At 61.0% G+C, this 17,359-nt stretch carries 20 protein-coding genes and 1 tRNA gene; 8 read left to right on the top strand and 13 right to left on the bottom strand.

Annotation, left to right across the window (positions count from 1 at the left end; all coding sequences use genetic code 11):
- Positions 1-13: 13 nt before the first annotated feature.
- The 5 genes from V5N12_RS07940 to V5N12_RS07920 form a co-directional block, all read right to left on the bottom strand.
- The gene (locus V5N12_RS07940; RefSeq protein WP_332898619.1) at positions 14-289 is read right to left on the bottom strand and encodes a DUF7111 family protein; all 276 of its coding nucleotides are present in this window, start codon (positions 287-289) and stop codon (positions 14-16) included.
- A gap of 45 nt (positions 290-334) precedes the next feature.
- Positions 335-1,477, bottom strand: a complete 1,143-nt coding sequence (locus tag V5N12_RS07935; RefSeq protein ID WP_332898618.1) for an acyl-CoA dehydrogenase — start codon at positions 1,475-1,477, stop codon at positions 335-337.
- A gap of 63 nt (positions 1,478-1,540) precedes the next feature.
- Positions 1,541-1,948 (bottom strand): hypothetical protein, encoded by a 408-nt coding sequence (locus V5N12_RS07930; protein ID WP_332898617.1) that lies wholly within the window; start codon positions 1,946-1,948, stop codon positions 1,541-1,543.
- Positions 1,949-1,997: 49 nt separating this feature from the next.
- Positions 1,998-2,207, bottom strand: a complete 210-nt coding sequence (locus V5N12_RS07925) for a hypothetical protein (protein WP_332898616.1) — start codon at positions 2,205-2,207, stop codon at positions 1,998-2,000.
- Positions 2,208-2,247: 40 nt separating this feature from the next.
- Positions 2,248-3,000, bottom strand: a complete 753-nt coding sequence (locus V5N12_RS07920; RefSeq protein ID WP_332898615.1) for a DUF2797 domain-containing protein — start codon at positions 2,998-3,000, stop codon at positions 2,248-2,250.
- 132 nt (positions 3,001-3,132) lie between these two features.
- Here V5N12_RS07920 and V5N12_RS07915 point away from each other — a divergent pair, with 132 nt between their 5' ends.
- A complete protein-coding gene (locus tag V5N12_RS07915; protein ID WP_332898614.1) occupies positions 3,133-3,462 on the top strand; it encodes a BsuPI-related putative proteinase inhibitor in 330 nt (109 codons plus the stop codon).
- 23 nt (positions 3,463-3,485) lie between these two features.
- Here the strand turns inward: V5N12_RS07915 and V5N12_RS07910 are convergent, their stop codons facing one another.
- Positions 3,486-4,421, bottom strand: coding sequence for an NAD-dependent epimerase/dehydratase family protein (locus tag V5N12_RS07910; RefSeq protein ID WP_332898613.1), 936 nt, complete (start codon positions 4,419-4,421; stop codon positions 3,486-3,488).
- A 148-nt stretch (positions 4,422-4,569) separates the two neighbouring features.
- Here V5N12_RS07910 and V5N12_RS07905 point away from each other — a divergent pair, with 148 nt between their 5' ends.
- The 6 genes from V5N12_RS07905 to V5N12_RS07880 all read left to right on the top strand — a co-directional run bounded on the left by V5N12_RS07905 (position 4,570) and on the right by V5N12_RS07880 (position 9,634).
- Positions 4,570-6,192, top strand: a complete 1,623-nt coding sequence (locus tag V5N12_RS07905) for a Na+/H+ antiporter NhaC family protein (RefSeq protein ID WP_332898612.1) — start codon at positions 4,570-4,572, stop codon at positions 6,190-6,192.
- Between the two features lie 75 nt (positions 6,193-6,267).
- A complete protein-coding gene (locus V5N12_RS07900; RefSeq protein ID WP_332898611.1) occupies positions 6,268-7,089 on the top strand; it encodes an alpha/beta fold hydrolase in 822 nt (273 codons plus the stop codon).
- A gap of 24 nt (positions 7,090-7,113) precedes the next feature.
- A complete protein-coding gene (locus V5N12_RS07895) occupies positions 7,114-7,650 on the top strand; it encodes a tRNA (cytidine(56)-2'-O)-methyltransferase (RefSeq protein WP_332898610.1) in 537 nt (178 codons plus the stop codon).
- Between the two features lie 47 nt (positions 7,651-7,697).
- A complete protein-coding gene (tfe, locus tag V5N12_RS07890) occupies positions 7,698-8,216 on the top strand; it encodes a transcription factor E (RefSeq protein ID WP_332898609.1) in 519 nt (172 codons plus the stop codon).
- Positions 8,217-8,882, top strand: coding sequence for a DUF2110 family protein (locus V5N12_RS07885; RefSeq protein ID WP_332898608.1), 666 nt, complete (start codon positions 8,217-8,219; stop codon positions 8,880-8,882).
- Positions 8,879-9,634, top strand: a complete 756-nt coding sequence (locus V5N12_RS07880; RefSeq protein ID WP_332898607.1) for a DUF5803 family protein — start codon at positions 8,879-8,881, stop codon at positions 9,632-9,634. Before V5N12_RS07885 ends, V5N12_RS07880 begins: the two co-directional genes overlap by 4 nt.
- Here the strand turns inward: V5N12_RS07880 and V5N12_RS07875 are convergent.
- The gene (locus tag V5N12_RS07875; RefSeq protein WP_332898606.1) at positions 9,631-11,859 is read right to left on the bottom strand and encodes a DUF2298 domain-containing protein; all 2,229 of its coding nucleotides are present in this window, start codon (positions 11,857-11,859) and stop codon (positions 9,631-9,633) included. The two genes, V5N12_RS07880 and V5N12_RS07875, sit on opposite strands and share 4 nt — an antisense overlap.
- A 280-nt stretch (positions 11,860-12,139) precedes the next feature.
- On the opposite strand from V5N12_RS07875, the gene V5N12_RS07870 reads away from it, so the two are divergent.
- Positions 12,140-12,214 (top strand) — tRNA-Met (locus tag V5N12_RS07870).
- Positions 12,215-12,429: 215 nt separating this feature from the next.
- Here the strand turns inward: V5N12_RS07870 and V5N12_RS07865 are convergent.
- From V5N12_RS07865 to V5N12_RS07840, 6 genes are all read right to left on the bottom strand, one after another.
- Positions 12,430-13,113: a type 1 glutamine amidotransferase domain-containing protein gene (locus V5N12_RS07865; protein WP_332898605.1), complete on the bottom strand. Its 684-nt coding sequence runs from the start codon at positions 13,111-13,113 to the stop codon at positions 12,430-12,432.
- A 60-nt stretch (positions 13,114-13,173) separates the two neighbouring features.
- On the bottom strand, positions 13,174-13,743 hold the full coding sequence (gene hpt, locus V5N12_RS07860; RefSeq protein ID WP_332898604.1) for a hypoxanthine/guanine phosphoribosyltransferase: 570 nt from the start codon (positions 13,741-13,743) through the stop codon (positions 13,174-13,176).
- A 37-nt stretch (positions 13,744-13,780) separates the two neighbouring features.
- Entirely contained in the window at positions 13,781-15,682 is a 1,902-nt protein-coding gene (locus V5N12_RS07855; RefSeq protein WP_332898603.1) for a hypothetical protein, read from the bottom strand.
- Positions 15,679-16,176: a hypothetical protein gene (locus V5N12_RS07850; RefSeq protein WP_332898602.1), complete on the bottom strand. Its 498-nt coding sequence runs from the start codon at positions 16,174-16,176 to the stop codon at positions 15,679-15,681. Before V5N12_RS07850 ends, V5N12_RS07855 begins: the two co-directional genes overlap by 4 nt.
- A 42-nt stretch (positions 16,177-16,218) precedes the next feature.
- A complete protein-coding gene (locus tag V5N12_RS07845) occupies positions 16,219-16,638 on the bottom strand; it encodes a hypothetical protein (protein ID WP_332898601.1) in 420 nt (139 codons plus the stop codon).
- 246 nt (positions 16,639-16,884) lie between these two features.
- Positions 16,885-17,343, bottom strand: a complete 459-nt coding sequence (locus V5N12_RS07840) for a type IV pilin N-terminal domain-containing protein (protein WP_332898600.1) — start codon at positions 17,341-17,343, stop codon at positions 16,885-16,887.
- Between the last annotated feature and the right edge of the window lie 16 nt (positions 17,344-17,359).

Here is a 17,359-nt window from a genome sequence, read left to right as displayed (position 1 = left end):
GTGAGTGTTCGAGCTACATTCCCATGTCGGCCGCTGCCTCTGGAATCGGCAGGTCGTGGGGCGACACTGAAAGAAGTTCTGCGGCGTGGTCTAACGCCATGTCGAAGCCGTAGTAGCGTTCGAGCTCGTCGCCGTCCGCCGTCGGGCGCACTTTGAGCATGGCGTAGCCTTCTCGATTCTGGGCAATTGCGGCCGTGACGCCACCCTTCTCGAAGGTCAGCACGCGCTCGTGGTCGGTTTCGAAATACGTGGCGGTAATCTCGTTTTCGGTGAGTTCCGTCTCGGTCATTGTGAAAAACTTCGGCTGAACCCAGTCGAAGCTATCGGTTCTCCCTCAGTTGAGCAACTGCGCGGCGATGGTGTTGCGAAGCACCTCTGAGGTGCCCTCGTAGATTTCGTTCAGCTTTGCGTCGCGGTAAAAGCGCTCTGCTGGGAAGTCTTTGGTGTAGCCGTAGCCGCCGTGGATTTGGATGCCTTCGTTTGCGACTTCGCGGGAGATTTCGCTGGCGTAGAGTTTCGCCTGCGCGGCCTCTTTGATGAAGTTCTCGCCGCGAATCTTCTTGTCTGCGGCGAGGTGCATGAGCATCCGCGCGGCAGAAATCTTCGTGTCCATGTCGGCGAGTTTGTGCTGAATCGCCTGGAACTGCGAGATTGGGCCGCCGAACTGCTCGCGTTCTTGGGCGTAGTCGAGTGCTTCGTCGAGGGCGGCCTGTGCGATGCCAATCGAGCGGGCGGCAATCGTGATGCGCCCACCGTTAAGCGTTTTGAGCGCCTGCACGAAGCCTTCGCCTTCGTTTCCAAGCAGTCGGTCTTCGGGGATGCGCAGGTCGTCAAAGCGGAGTTCCGCGGTCGGACAGCCCTTGTCGCCAAGTTTATCTTCGGTGTTTTCGACGTAGAAGCCATCGTCCTCCTCGGGACGAACGATAAACGAGGAGATGCCTTTGTTTCCGGCGTCCGGGTCGGTCTTTGCGAACAGCGTCACGGTGTCCGCCACCGAGCCGTTCGAAATCCAGAGTTTGCTGCCGTTGATGACGTATTCGTCGCCGTCTTTCTCGGCGGTGGTTCCCATTGCGGGCACGTCGCTGCCCGCCTGTGCTTCAGACAGGGCAAACGCGCCCATGTCTTTCCCCTCTGCGAGCGGCGTCAGGTACTCCTGTTTTTGCTCCTCATTGCCGAACTCGTAGAGCATGTTTCCGGCGAGGGAGATGTGGGCGGCGACGATGGTGCCAACCCCACCGCTTCCGCGGGCGATTTCAGCCAGCCCAATCGCGTAGGAGTGGTAGTCGAGGCCTGCACCGCCGTATTTTTCGGGGAACGGCATTCCCATCAGACCGAGTTTTCCCATTTCTGAGACGAGATCTGCGGGGAACTCGTCGTCGTGGTCGATGTCCGCCGCAATCGGCTTGATCTCCTCGTCTGTGAATTCGGAGACCATGTCCTTTATTTGCTGTTGCTCAGCGGAGAGGCTGAAGTCCATGGGGAGAAATTAGGATGGTCGTTCCTTTACTTTTCTGAAAACCCGCCCGCAATGACGAACGAATTATCGGTCTTCGAGCGCGTCTGCGATGCGGCCGAGTTCGCGGCGGATGTCAACCATCTCGTCGCGAGCTTTGCGCACTTCGCGGATGAGTTCCTCGTTCGCGCGGCTGTTTTCCTGCTCGCGGCCCGGTCGGCCACCGGCTGCCGCGCCGGGGCCACCGCCCATCATGCCGCCCATCATCTGCGCGAACGGGTTGCCGCCGCCCATGCCGCCGGGGCCGCCGCCCATGCCGCCACCGCCGAAGGCCTCTTCGAGTCGCTCTTCTCGGCTTCGGTCGCCCTCGCCCTCTTCTCGTTCTTGGGCTCGCTTCTCGCGAATTTCCTCGACGCGCTCGCGGAACGATTTTTCTTCTGCGGCTGACTCGTCTACTTGCTCATCTGCGTGCTCTTGATTCTCATCTTCCGGCATAGTCGCGGCTTGGAAGTGGCCGCGGAAAAACGTTGTGGGGAGGCCAGTGTTACGGAGCGTTTCGAAAGACCCACCCGCAGCCGAAAAACGAAAGCGGGGCGGCGATGACCGCACCGACAAGAATCGTGGGCAACGGCCCCATCGATGGGCGGAGTGTGTGGGCAAGGTGTGAAATCACGATGAACAAGAGCATCCACACGGAGACGACGATTCGGATTTTTGCATACTCCGACAGTCGCCGCTCTAATCGAGGTCCCATGGCACATACTGCGTTGTCGTTGTCAAATGTTTTCTGCAAATTAGAACGCCGTCAGACTCGACTGGACATCTTTGGTCGTCGCCCCATCTGCCAGTTCGTAGCCGACCAGTCCCCGCAGGTCGACCGCGTACGTCGACCCGGCGTGGCGAACCACGAGGACGCGCCCCTGCGTGCCAACAACCGTTCCAGTGGCGAGCGTCTCTGCGATGGGTGAGGAGTCTAGGGAAAAGCCATAGTCGAAGTCGAACTGTTCTATCACGTCGAACTCCGTGAGGAGGGCGTCCCACGCGTGCTCGTCAACCCCGCGGTGAAGGCCCGAAATTTTCGTCGGGACGCGCACGCGGTCGACCAGTCGCTTCGCAATCTCGGCCTCTTTGCGTCGCGCGATGCGGCCGTCTGAAACGGTGAGGATGTGGGCTGCGCGGTCTGCGCCCTGTTCGCGCAACCGGGTGTCGAGTCGCCAACTGCGGGTCACGCCGACTTTGAACACGTCGGGCGCAAACGCGGCGAGGTAGACGGCGTGTTCTTCGTGGCAGGCGTCGATTGGCATCGAGCAGTTCCCGGTGCAGATAGCACACGGCCACATGTCGGTGTGGAGCCGACAGTACGGTGCTTTTGCGTTATCGCAGGCGTGGTGGGTGCCGTCTACGGTGACGCCCGCACAGTGGCGCGCACCGAGGGAGTAGGCGAGCTCTGTGCCGGGAGCCAACGGCTCTGTGCGGAGTGTACCCTCCTCGGCTATCACTAGCGCAGGGTCGCGTTCTGGGCCAGTCCGATACCCAACGATTTGCACAGCCCTGCCTACGCCGCCGCCGTCTAAAAACCGTCCGCTAGGCACGCCGAGGTGCGGTCGGAGGCGGGCAGGCGACGTGAACCTGTAACCAATTCAATCAGTGCTAAGGTAGTGACGTTCTATTGCGTTCGTATGGCCCTCGAAACGAGCCTCGAAGCGATCCCTGACGACGAGGGTGTGCGCTTCGTCCTCGAACTCACGAACACCGGCGACCAACCCGCCACGCTCACCTTCCGCGACGCAGGCAAAGCCGACTTCGTGGTGGTAGACGGCGACACAGAGTGCTGGCGCTGGTCTGATGGACAACTGTTCGCCCAGATGCTCACGACCGAGGAACTCGCGCCGGGTGAGAGTCTGCAACTCGAAGCTGTATGGGAGCATCCGACGCCCGGCGACTACGACGTGGTCTGCGAACTCAAAACGATGGACGGCGGGGAAGCACGGACGACATTGACAGTGTGACTAGTCAGTAATACGAGCCAGTATTACTGGTCGGGCGAGTCGAGCAGTTCGCTCACGGCTTTCCGCACGGATTCGTGAGATGACAGGGTTGGCTCGTAGCCGAGTGCGGAGAGTTTCTCGATGGAGAGGCGCATCTTCGGCACGTCGCCGGTCCAGCCGCGGTCGCCGCCGGTATATTCGTACTCGGGGTCGAGTCCCATCTCATCGGAAACGATGTCTGCGATGGTCGTGACCGAGGTGGTCGTGCGCGTCCCGAGATTGTAGGAGTTCATCGGCGCGTCCGCGTTTTCAACCACGTGTGCGATAGCCTCGACGCACTCGGAGACGTGCATGTACGATTTCTCTTGGCGACCGTTGCCGAGGATAACGAGTTTCTCTGGATTCGCTTGCAACTTCTCGACGAAGTCGGGGACGACGCCGTGCCCAAAGCGTGGGCCGACGATGTTTGCGAAGCGGAAGTTCCACACCGTGAAGTCATACGAGTGGGCGAACACCGAGAGCAGGCTTTCTTCAGACAGCTTCGCCGCGCCGTAAATGCTGATGGGTTCGAGTGGGGCGTAGTCTTCGGGCGTTGGTCGGGGAGCCTCGCCGTACACCGTCGAAGACGAGGTGAACACGAGATTCGAAACGCCGACGTCCTGCATCCGTTCTAAGATGTTATAGGTGATTTCGCCGTTCACCTCGAACTGTTTTCGCGGTTCGTCCGAGTTCACGTACTTCTCTGCGGCGGCGAAGTGGAACACGGCATCGAGGTCGTCGGTGATGACCTCGGCGACGGCGGCTTCGTCCGCGAGGTCTACGTTTACGAACTCCGCCTCGTCGGGGACGCTGTCTCGAATCCCGTTCGAGAGGTTGTCGGCGACGACGACCTCGTTTTCGGGGAGCAGTTGGGCGACCATGCGAGAGCCGATGAGCCCTGCGCCACCGGTCACGAGAATCCGCTTGCCTGAGAGCTTCATGGCCCGAAATGTGTGGGACTCATCAAAGGCGTTCTGGGTCATTGTCTAGAACATGCGATTAGATAGCACCGCACAATTATCGAGCTTTTTTGGATGACTGTCCAAGGGCCAGAACAATTATTAGTGAAATTCGACTACAACTGAGTCGATGCCAACAGAGACGTATGGGTTGATTAGCTTGCTGCCTGCGTTGCTGGCAATCGTGCTGACCCTCGTCTCGCGACAGGCGTTGCTCTCCCTGTTCGCGGGAATCTGGCTCGGCGCGACCATCCTCGTCGGGTGGAATCCAATCGCAGGAGGCGCGAAATCGCTCGAACTCGTCGTGACGAACGTCACCTCCGCGTTCAACGCAAAGCTCCTGTTGTTCACCTTCCTCGTCGGTGCATTGCTGGGAATGGTGTTCCTCTCTGGAGGGATGCGCGCGGTGGCAGATGGAATCGTAAAGCGAATCAAAACGCGTAGACAGGCGAAAGCCGGAACCGCGTTCCTCGGGACGCTCATCTTCTTCGACTCCTACGCGAGTACGATGATTTCTGGGTCGGTCATGCGCCCGGTCACCGACCAGTTCAACATCTCACGTGAGAAACTCGCCTACCTCCTCGATTCGACCACCTCACCGATGGCCTCCCTCGCCGTCGTCTCGACGTGGCTCGGCTTCGAAGTCGGCCTCATCCAACAACAGTTCGACGCACTCGGGATTCAACGAAACGCCTTCCTCGTGTTCGTCCAGTCCATCCCCTTCCGTTTCTACAGCGTGTTCGCGCTCATCCTCGTCTATATCGTCGTCTTCACCGACTGGAACTTCGGTCCGATGAAGAAGGCAGAAGAGCGCGCACAGAACGAAGGAAAACTCATGCGCGACGACGCCTCACCGCTCATGGAGACGCAAGCGAGCGACATCGAAACGCCGGATCACGTGACTCCGCGCTGGTGGTACTTCGCCGCACCAATCCTCGCACTGGTTGCCGTCACCCTCGTCGGCCTCTGGTGGACCGGTGGTGGCCCCGCAAAAACGAACGCCGCACTCGCCGGCACGAGCGGTCTCGCCGCAGTGTCTGCGTTCTTCGGCTCCTACGCCGACGCACTGAAGGAAGCCGGAACCGCGGACGCCATCCTCTGGGCGTCGTTCGCCGGGTGTGCGACGATGCTCACCATCCTCGTCGGGCACGCCCGCATCGGCCTCGACAAGGTCAGCGACGCCATCTTCGAGGGCTTCAAGATGGTCATGTTCCCCGTGGCAATTCTCTCGCTCGCGTGGACGATTGGCAACGTGAGCCAGTTGCTCGGCGTCGGCCCGTACGTCGTGCGCGTCGCAGAGGGAATCATCACCGCACCGCTGCTCCCTGCGGTCATCTTCCTCACCGCAGCGCTCATCAGCTTCGCCATCGGAACCTCGTGGGGGACGATGGGGATTCTGTTCCCCGTCGCCGTCCCGCTCGCCGTCGAACTCGATGCAACCCTCACGCTGGCCATCGCGGCCATCCTGACTGGCTCGCTGTTTGGTGACCACTGTTCGCCAATCAGCGACACGACGGTCATGAGTTCGATGTTCGCTGCGAGCGACCACGTAGACCACGTCGCAACCCAGATGCCGTACGCGATTCTCGCCGCCGTGGTGGGGACGCTAGGCTTCCTCGTAAGCGGCTACACCGCACTGTCACCGTGGGTCACACTCGCTGTGGGGACGACTCTCATGGCTCTGAGCGCCTACCTCCTCTCAGAGTACGTCGGCAAAACCGACCGCGTCGGCGTCGGCGCGATGTTCGACTGAACCGGAGATGTGAACTATTCACAGCCAGCCTGGCGTGACTGAGGGATTTTTCTCATCCGGCTTGCTTGTCTCGGTATGCGTCTTCCCTACGAGTGGGCTACTGCGAATCTCTCGGTGAACGGGACCGACATCCAGTGTTACCGAACTGGCGACGGCCCCCCGCTCGTCATGGCACACGGCTTTTTCGAGAACGGCCCGTGCATGGAACGGTTGGCAAACGACCTCGCTGACGAGTACGAGGTCATCCTCTACGACGCGCGCGGCCACGGCCTGTCTGCTGCGCCCGACACAGGCTACGCCATCGAAGACCGGGTCGCAGACCTCGTGGGAGTCATAGACGCCCTCTCGCTCGAAAATCCGATTCTGTTCGGCCACTCGATGGGCGGGTCGACGGCGGCGTGGACGGCCGCGACACACCCCGACCTGCCGCGCGCGCTCATCATCGAAGACCCGGCGAACCTGCGCGGTCAGCACGCACGACCCGCAGACGAGCGCGTGAATCTCGTTCGTGACCAACTGGCCGCGTGGGAAGACCGGTCGGTCGAAGACATTGCAAGCGAGTACGAACAGTACGGCCCGAAGTTGGCGCGCCACCTCGCCATCGCCAATTCGGAGTGCCGTCCGAACATTATCAACCTCGCGCGTGAGGGCTACCCGGAGACCGCAGACGCCTTCCCGGCGATAACGTGCCCGACGCTCATCATCAAATCTGACGGCGACCCGGCATCGCGGGCGGCCGACCACACCGCCGCAGAGGCGTTGGCCTCCGGCCGTCTCGTCCACATTCCCAACGCGGGCCACGCGGTGTTTCGCGACCAGTACGAGACCGCCTACACTGAACTCAGAACCTTCCTCCACCGCGTCGAGACGCGAACGGCCCAATCCGAAACCCCCTAACCGTCGCCGCCGCTTTGCTCGCCTATGCAGGGAGAACCCGAAGTCGTCATCCTCCGCCTTGGCCACCGTCCGGGCCGAGACGAGCGCATGACGACTCACGTCGGCCTCACGGGCCGGGCACTCGGCGCAGACCGCGTCATCCTCGTCGATACGGAGAGTTCGAAAGACACCATCGAAGATATCACCGACCGCTTTGGCGGCCCCTACAAGGTCGATGTCGTCTCCTCACACCGCCCGGTCATTCGAGACTGGGAAGGGAAGATCGTCCACCTCACGATGTACGGCGAGCGCGTCCAAGACGTGGAAGCCGACATTCGCGCCGCCCACCACGAAGACCCACTGCTCATCGTCGTCGGTGCAGAGAAGGTTCCCTTCGAGGTGTACGACGCCGCAGACTGGAACGTCGGCGTCACCAATCAGCCACACTCGGAGGTCGCCGGGCTGGCCGTGTTCTTAGACCGGTTGTTCGAAGGGCGCGAGCTCGACCGCGAGTGGGTTGGGGCGAAAAAGCGCGTCATCCCACAGAAAACGGGCAAGCGCGTAGAGCCCGTAGAGGAGTAAGCGCGCACCCGATGGTTTTAAACTCCTGAGCGCATCACTTTCTGGTAATGGCTTTTGAGGAGCTTCTCGAGGACCCTGTCATCCAAAAATATCTCCACGAGTTAGTTGGACCGACGGGAATGCCGGTCGCCGCCGCGCCGCCTGACGGCGAAGTGACCGACGAAGAATTGGCGGAGGATCTGGGACTCGAACTCAACGACGTGCGTCGCGCCCTGTTCATCCTCTACGAAAATGACCTCGCCACGTACCGGCGGCTTCGCGACGAAGACTCCGGCTGGCTCACATACCTCTGGACGTTCGAATACGACGCCATCCCCGAAAATCTGGCAAGCGAGATGGAACGCCTCCTCGGCGCGTTAGAAGAGCGCCGAGAGTATGAACAAAACAACGAATTTTTCCTCTGTGAAGTCTGCTCGATTCGCTTCGAATTCGGTGAAGCAATGGACTTTGGCTTCCAGTGTCCCGAGTGTGGCTCCCCGCTCGATGCGATGGACAACGCACGGCTCGTCGAAGCAATGGACGACCGTATCGACGCGCTCCGGGACGAACTCAACGTAGACATCTGAATGGTAGTACTCGCAACAAAACTGTACGTAAAAGGAGACGCCCGCGAGCGCTCGCTCGACGGGCTTCGGTCACTTATCAACAACGACATCGGCGACCTCGATGTCAGCTTCACCATCGGGATTCTCGACAACGACTTCCCGTCGGTGACGCTCGATGGGCCAGACGCCACCATCGCGCGCAACACGCTCCGCGAAACCTGGGGTGAAATCACGAACTCGTTCAAAGACGGCGAAACCTACGTCGGCACCTTCGAACACTGGGACGACGACGGCTTTATCTTGGACGCCGGACGCGAGATTCGCATCCCCGCAGAAGAACTCGGCCTCGGTGCGGGGACGCCCGAACAGATTCGCAAACGCTACGGCCTCGTCCAGCACACGCCGCTAAAGTTCGTGTACGGCGAACCGTGCACGCTGGCCGACGAACAGCGCGACGAACTCTACGAGTGGACGCGTGGCCTCGGCCGCGTAAACGTCAACAACGCCACCCGCGGCGAGGTGCGCGCGACGGTCAACCGCGCGGGCCACGCCCAGGACATCGTGACGGTCGAACGCCTCGGCTTGCTCGAACAGAGCATCGTCTGTAAAGAAAGCACGGACCCACCCGGGCTGCTCGCCAGCATCGGTGAGTACGTGCCTGCTGAACTCCTCTGTGTCATTCCATGAGACGACGGCTGCTCGCCCTTGCCCTACTCGCCCTGCTCACGATGTCAGCAGGCTGTTCCGCGATTTTCGGGCCCGGTGAGGTCGACCAGCAACGTCTCAACGAGAGTGCAACGTACGACTGGGACAACGCGCACGCAAACGCCACCATCGACATCCGCAGTGGCGAGTATCAGGCGGTGTACATCGTCGACCAATCGACAATCGAACTTTACGACCGCGACGGCTTTGGCACGGAGCGGCCGCTCGAAATCTCGGCGCTCAAATTCCAGTTCGAAAACGGAACGGTCGTAAACGCCTCCGCCCTCGATGTGTCTCAGACGCGAAACCGTCTCATCGTCGAACTCCCAGCAGAGCACGGGAAAGTCGCCTACACCGCCCCTGCACGGGGCAAGAGCTTTGGCACGCCAACGTTCGTCACCGGCTCTTACGAGGTCATCCTCCCGCCGGGGATGCGCGTCGATTACGTCCCGCTTGCGCAGGTGCAACCCGGCGGGTACGAGACGCGCCTTGAGGATAACCGCGTCCACATCACGTGGGCTGACGTCCAGAGTCGCGCCGTCATCCTTCGGTGGTATCTCGACCGCGACTTGACCATCTTTGCAACTGTGGCCGCTGGCCTCGCCATCGCCGGAGTCGTCGGCGCGTTCTACTACCTCAAGCAGATTCGTGTGCTCCGCGAACGCCGCGAGGAACTCGGCTTGAGTGTCGATATGGACGACGATCGCCGCGGGCCGCCGCCGGGAATGCGCTAGGTTTCTAGCTGGTCGTGGTTCACTTCGTAAATCGTCACGTCGCCGCCTTCGTAGGCAACCGTCACCCCAGCTAACTGTGAGAAGTCACCGGGGTCGTACGCGTCGCGCTCGTGTGGGCCGACGTAGATATAGCGCACGTCATATTTTTCGAGCATGGCGACCTGTTCGTCCGGCGTGCCTGTGTAGAACTTCGTCACGTCCGTGATTCGGTTTTTGTAGGCTTCTTCGCCGTGATAGATGCGTTCGTGTGGCCACCCGACAACCGATGGAATCCCGGTGAGCGCAGAGGGGGCGTTCGCCCAGCGATACGCGCCGCCGGGTGCTTCGATGAGGTGTGGTCTGCCCTCTCTGTCGTCGAGCCAGTGAATCGCTCCAGCCTCGCCCGCGTGGTAGTCAGAGACGTACTGCAACCCGTCGAGTGTCAGGTCGTCTGTTGCACCGTCGTTGAAGTGACCGGCGAGGGCGAACACGCCGTAAAACGATGTGGAGACGACGAGGAGCGCGGCGAGAACCCGCGCGCCGGTGCGCCAGTTCGTCGAGATTGCCTGCCCGGCGTTGAGCAAGCGTGCGAGCATCACCGACGCCGCTATCGACCAGAGCACCCAGACCTGCATGTACACCTTGAACACGGTGTTAAAGCGGCCGGGTGCGGCGTTTTCCTGCACGAATGCGAACTCAACGATGAGCGCGAGGCCGAGGCCAGCGAGCATCAACACGGTTTCGTAGCCGAGGTCGTCACGGAGTCTGAGCAACAGCCAGCCAGCCGCGAGCAGCGGGCAGAAGAGGGCCACGCCCGCGAGGCCGCCGAGCCACGCCGTCGGGATGAACAGTGCGAGGACGACGCCCGTCTGTGCGGCGTGTTTCTTGAGTTCCGGGCGCGCGTGGGCGACCAGATAGGGCACGAACACCGCGAGGAACGCGCCGTGAACCACGAGCAGTGGGACGAGCGCGGTTCGTTCAGGAAACAGCCCGATGCTCCGCCTGCTGGCGGTTCCGAGCCAGAACGGGAGCGTCCACAATAGGCCCCCAGCGAGAATGACGAGGGCACAGGCGAGCGCGCTTGCGAGTCGCAGCAGTTCCGTGGTGAGCCACGACTCGGCGCGGCGTGCCCGCGTCGCTAGCTGTCGGGGGAACAGCGTTGTCGGGGAAGCAGGCGCAAACGCGAGCGTGAGCCACGCGAGTCCCAACACGGCTGGGAACGACCACGTGTTGACGAACGCGATGAATCCGGCGAGCGGTGGTAGCGCGCCGAACACGAGCAGGCGACGGCGCGTCACCTCGCGCGCTGGCGTCCGGAAGTAGACGAACAACAGCCCAGCGGCGAGCAGGAGAAACGGCGTGCTCATCATGTGCGCGTGGAGGTCGCCGTTCAGCCACGAGAAGAAGGGAAACTCGTTGATGGTGCCCGGAATCACGCGACTTGGATGCCAGTAGGAAAACTCACCCGGCGGGGCGACCACCTGCTCTGCGGCGAGGTCGTTCAGATTCGACGCAATCGCCCGCCCGAGGGGAACACCAATCGCGTCAGGAAGCGCCCAGATAAACACCTGCAAACCGGTGAGCAGGTTGCTCGCAAAGCCGATGAAGAAGGCCGCAAAGAGCCCGGCTTTCCGCCGAGAGACAGCGAAACCCGCGGCAATCGCGCCGGCAAGACTGTAGCCTGCGGAGATAAGCATGCCAAAAAATCCCGCGAGTGCGAGGTTGTAGGCGAATCGTGCTTCCGTGCCCGTGAGAATCGTGAGCAGCGCGGTGAGGAGGTGGCCACCGAAGTAGTAGCGCACCGGCGCATCCGCAAACCAGAAGTCTTCAGGAGGGAGCGTTGGCGAGCGAAGGAGGATTTTGAGAATGCCGAAATCGAGGAACTTCTCGCCACCGCCGGGGATGATGCCGGGGTCTGCGCCGCGAAGCAAGATGATAAACAGAAATGCAGTCACGAACACGAGCGGCACGTCGATTCGGTCGCGCCAGCGAATCTCGATGTCTCGGGTGAGCGCGAGCGCCGTTGCGCCGCCGAGGGCGAGGAGCCCGGCGAGCACCGCAACCCAGCCAAAGGCGAGGTGGCCAACCCAGTAAGCGACGAGCGTGAGAAGTCCGAGTCCGAGCGGGAGGGCGAAGCCTGCGCCTTGGTCGTCGAAATCGGCAAAGAGCAGCGCGGCGAGGGGCATCGAAAGCGCCCAGAATGCGAGATACACCGCCAACCACAGCGCAACGAGACCGAATTCCATTACGCGAAAAAACGGACAGGAGCGATTAAACCTCTTGTGGATGGGAAAAATCGGTTGCAGATGGCCGTGTGCCCGTGGTTCGAAGTGCGAATTCAACAGTGGTTCACAGTTGTTTGAACGGAACCGTTTTCGTGGGTCGGTTTTTTCTGGTGAGCAGCTAATACGTCCACGGCTCCGGGTAGGGGCGGTGTGGGAGTGGTCTGGGTGTCACGGCAGTGAAAATGTCGCACACGGCGCTCGAATCACAACCCTTAATTGGGGTCCTCGAATACAATGTAGTAGCGGGATGGGATAGCCAGGAGATTCCGCCGGGCTCATAACCCGGAGATCGGTAGTTCAAATCTACCTCCCGCTATTGTCTTGGACTCACACGCTGAGCGAGGCGTTTCATCGCCGAGCAACGCCGTGAGTCCAATGGAAATTGTTCGGAGAAGATTTGAATCAAGGAGCGACTGGAAGGAGCGACCGTGGTTCAAATCGACCGCCCGCAATGTTTCTGCCGAATGAGGAAAATCGACTGACAGCTCGTGGGCTGCACGCCGGTCATCGACAGGAAAAGAAGCGGCTGGGTTACTGCGTGATGCTCAGTTCGTCGAGCAACGTCTCTGCGGCGGCGCTAGAGGAGCCGGGGCCGCGGGCGGTGATGAGGTCGCCGTCTACGGTCACGCTCTCCTCGGCTTCGAGTTCGGCGTCCCAGTTACCGCCTGCGGCGATGACTTCGTCTTCGACCCAGTAGGGGAGCTTCTCGCCGTCGGGGAGGACGTCGTTTTCGTCGACGATGTCTGCTTCCCACTCGTTCGGGAAGCCGGTCACGTCGCGGTCTGCGACGAGGAACGAGCCGTCACTGGCGCGCGTGAAGGCGAGGATGCCCACGGCGTGGCAGATGACGAGTGCCTTGCCGGAGCCTTCCACCGCGTCGCGCAGGAGGGTGCGGGCGTGGACGTCTTGGTTGATGTCCCAGACCGTGCCGTGGCCGCCGGGGAAGACGACGGTGTCGTAGTCGCTCGCGTCGGCCTGTGCGACGGGAATCGGGTTGTTCAGTCGCTCGTCGGTCTCGTGGACGGTTCGGATGTGTTCTGCTGCGTCCTCGCCAATCGAGTCCGGGTCGACCGACCGCTCGTCGAGGACTGGTGGGTTACCGGATGGTGTGGCCACCGTAATGTCGACGCCAGCGTCTGAGAGCTGGGTGAGTGGTTCTACGCATTCTTCGCCCCAATAGCCGGATTCACTAACGACGAACAGTGCAGAAGGCATTGTGGGCCTGAATATAGGTTGGTGACGCATAAACGCCACGCCAACAGAGAAAGTGACCGCTTACCCGTCGCCGTGTTCGTCGATGATGACGACTTCGCCATCCTGTACGTCCACGTTGATGAGCGTCTTCACGTCGTAGCCCGTCCCCTCGATTTTGTTCTCGCCGCCGACTTTCTTGATGACCGCGACCACGTCGGCGACATCTGCGCCGATTTCTTCGAGCGCGCCCGTGAGCGCCTTGAGCGTGCCGCCGGTCGAGAGCACGTCGTCGAGCAGGAGAACGCGGTCGCCCTCGTCTACGTCGTTGATGTACATCTCGTTCTCGGAGTAGCCAGTGACCTGCGAGAGCGCCATCTCGCCTTCGAGGCCGTACTGGCGCTTGCGGACGACGACGAGTGGGATGTCCGTCATGAGCGAAACGGCCGTCGAGATGTGGATGCCCATCGCCGCGGGAGTGACGATTTTGTCCACGTCCTCTAAGCTGACTTTGCGGATGATTTTGATGACGATTTCGCGGAGCAGCCCCGGTTCCAGCATCGGGACGCCGTCGCTGATGGGATGTACGAAGTACTGATACCCGTTTTTCTCGATGATAGGGGCTTCGAGCAGGGACTTCTTCAACTGGTCCATGTCGTGGGTAGAGCAACACCCCGGTAAAAACTGACGATTATCCGGCCAGCAACGGGAGCAGGCGTGAGAGCCACTGACTCAGTGGCAGGGCGAACTCGCCCGCGTAGGCGAAGTACTCGATGCCAGAAAGCAGCAAGAACAGGGTTCCCGTCCCGGCGACGACGCCGAGCAACGAGGCCCCAAGGATGTCGGCGCGCGGCCATCGCAGACTCGCAAGCGACCAGAGGCCGAAGGCGACGCCCACCCCAATGGCGAGCAGGGCGTGAAGTTGGACTGCCTCACCAAGTGCCGGACGCTGGACTAACAGCGCGAGAATCAGCCCTTGGCCGCCGATGAGTACCGTTCCCGCATACGCCCACACGAGTGGCTGCGGGTGTGTCGTGGCTGCGCGGCGAACCGATGGGAGACGAAACACCGCGTAGAGCAAGAAGGGGAACACGGGAAGGAGATAGCGGACGGTAATCGTGGCGTAGAGCGGGAGTCGTGGCAGGTACACGGCGGTCAGGAGCACACAGTAGACGAAGGCGAAGGCGTCGGTTGCACCAGCCGGAGTCGAAAGCCACGCCCGAACGCTATTTTCGGTGCGAAATTGCTGGACGGCATACACCGGAAACGCGGTGAGTGCGCCGAGGATGGGAGCCGACTCGAGGATGGAGAGGTTGATTGCTTCGTTGCCGTCGTTGGCTATGCCCCGCACGTAGTAGCCCTGGCGAATGTAGGTCTGGAACAGGCGCTCAGGCGAGTGGAAGGCAACGGCGACGCCGTCTGTGAACAGCGAGGTGAAAATAGCGATTTTTCCGAGTGCTGCAGAACCAAGTGTGGCGAACGTTCCGACCACAGAGGCGATGGCTGAGGGAGGCGGACTTCCACTGCCCCCGCTTCCACTCCCCGCCCCCGCGCCACCACCCACTCCAGCACCATCGGGGATGGGTGCGTCGGGGATGGGGCCGCCGTTGTATTGGGGCAGGAGTCTCGGTGGTTGGATCGGATTGCCGGAGATGAGTGCGTTCGTGAGGAAAAACGGCAAGAGTGAGACGGAGAAGGCGACGCCGAGCATGGCGAGCGTTCGCAGGTCGTTCGATTTTGCAGTCGGGAGGTCAACGACGGCGAGGGCAACGATGAGGACGAACGCCTCGGGTGCGTGCACCCACGCGGTGAGGCCGACGAACACGTAGGCGAGCGCGCGCAGTTTGATATTCCCTTCACGACTCGTGTAGAAACAATAGAGGGTACAGACGGCAAACAGCGTCGTCAGTGCATGGCGCTTTGGAAGCGACGCCCAGAATCCGACGGGCGTTGCAAGCACGACGACCAGCCCCGCAAGCAACCCTACACGCAGACCGTGCATCGCGGCGAGCAGGCGATAGAGCACGACGCCGACGAACGCGGCGGCGACCATCGAGGCGAGTTGTAACGCGGCTTGATGCATCCAAAACGGGTCGAGCGGCGGTGCGACCGCGAGATTCACGGCGAACAGGAGCAACGCGAGGGCGCTGCCCACGAGGGTGAACGCGGTTCTGCGATTGGTCAGTCGGCCTGCAACGACCCACCCGGCGAGGGTCAGGCCGCTCCACCCAGCGACGAGGGCGACGCGCGGGTCAGCGACGACAGAAACCGCTTGCATCGCCCATAGGAAGGGGAGCGCGAGGAATATCTGGCCATAATTTCGCCCGTACAGCTTTCCATCGACGAGTACCATACCGGGCGTGTTCGGCCCGGGGCCGTACGGGAAGTGGTCGAGCCAGAGGTGGCCCTCAGAAACGGCGACGAACGCATTCGCGACGGTGAACGTGTCGCTGATGAAGATGCCGATTCGCCAGTAGAGAGCGAAAAACCAGAGTGCGACGATGAACACGAGCAGGCCGCGCAAGTCACCGAACACGAGTTTGCCGAGTCGCAGTGCGCGCTGTCGAGTGGCCGAATCAGGCGCGGCGGTCATCGGACAACCGCCACCGTGACGGGCTGTCGAACCAGTTCGTGTTCGTCGTCGCCAGTGCGAACGAGGACGATGAGTTCAGCCTCGTAGGACTCCTGTGTAATGCGTTCGGGCGCGAACGCCTTCTGTCCGAGCGAGAGCGAGTGCGTGCCGACAGTATCTGGATTCAAAAAGCGGGTCGTCCCAAAGGTTGCTCCGAGTTCGGGGATCCGAATCTTGTAGACCACCATCGGCTGCCCGGAGACTGCATCGACACGGACGCGCGCGTCGGGTGCGTGGAGATAGAACGACTCAGAGCCGTACTGTCCGCGTTCGAGGGTGACTCCCGCAGAGGGAACCGAGAGGACGGACACCTCCGCAGCCCCGGAGCCAATCGGCGCGTCGTCCGCCTGCGGCTCGGGCGTGAGGTCAACCGCCCCGACAAGCGGGCCGGAGACGATGGTCACCGTCAACAGAATGAGAAGCGTCGCGGACGCGACGGCTCGTACCGGCTGCATTATATCCGAAAACTGATGCAAACACCTTAAATCCCGACGCTCTCAGGCAGAAACAGCCGGGCCGTCCCACTCGTCGAGGACGATGTCAACATCTCGCTTTTCTGAGTACCAGACCGCCTGCACGGTCGCATCCGCGGGCACGTTCAGCAGCGTGATTGAATCCCCCGCGTCGATGGGACCCTGCCACACCCCGAGGTGCCGACCATCCGTCGTCTCGAAACGAATCGAGTCGCCCGCGAGCCGCGACCCCGATTCGTGAACCACGGTTAGCTCGTGGCTCCCTTCGTTATAACTGAAGCTGAGCGCCACCGTCGGCACCGGCTCCGGACTATGCGTGAGGTCGGCAAGCCCAATGAATCCCGTAGCGAATGGGACGATGAGCAAAAGCGCGGTGGCTACGATGAGCGCATTGCGACCCTGTTTACTGTAAATTAACTCCTTTGTGCGGACTCCCCAAACCATGTATTCCCCGGCAGACGCGCTGATAGTACCCCACTACCCGACTAGTTGCCTATCCTGATAGTCGCGCTGCTAGGAGATAAAAGAGATGGCTCATGTTACTATTTTGCGCCCGCAACGCGGTGAATACAGGGGGTGCAGAAAGGTGTCGCAGGATGGAGAGTACGAACCGGATTTCAGTGGTGTGGCAGGTTGAAGAGTGTCGTCACTCGTGGGCGCTGAAAAATAACCGAAAGAGATGTTAGTTGATTATGCGTTCGGACCATCCCACGTCTGGATGGTTGCCGTGTCGCCGGAGCCATCGTCGAAGATTAGACGTAGTGAGTCATCATTATTCACTCGAATGTCAATCGATTTGCCTGCAGTTACGAATGTTGATGCCCCAGTTGCATCGGACCAAACTTGATCATCGGCTGGAGTGGAACCTACAATTCGCAAATCGCTGGCTGTAATTTTGTCACCACTCTCGTGAGTGATACTGAGTAATCCATCACCAGTTGAAATTCCGTAATCATCAGTTGCAGTTGAACTACCATCGTAATCGAAGCTGAACTTTGCCTGTGGTGCGCTGTCCCCCACCTGGTCGCCCAGATTGAGCACGAACGTGCCAATAACTGCGGCCAGAATGACCGTAATGGCGACCATCAAGATGACGCCAATCACGGGCGATACCGCGTCTTCCTCTGTAAAGAGTTGTTTGAGTTGCATGGTTTATTCCCATGCA

Source organism: Haladaptatus sp. CMSO5, assembly GCF_036689885.1.
Lineage (GTDB): Archaea > Halobacteriota > Halobacteria > Halobacteriales > Halococcaceae > QDMS2.
Note: the sequence above shows the minus strand (reverse complement) of the source record. Positions and strands in the feature narration are given on the sequence as shown.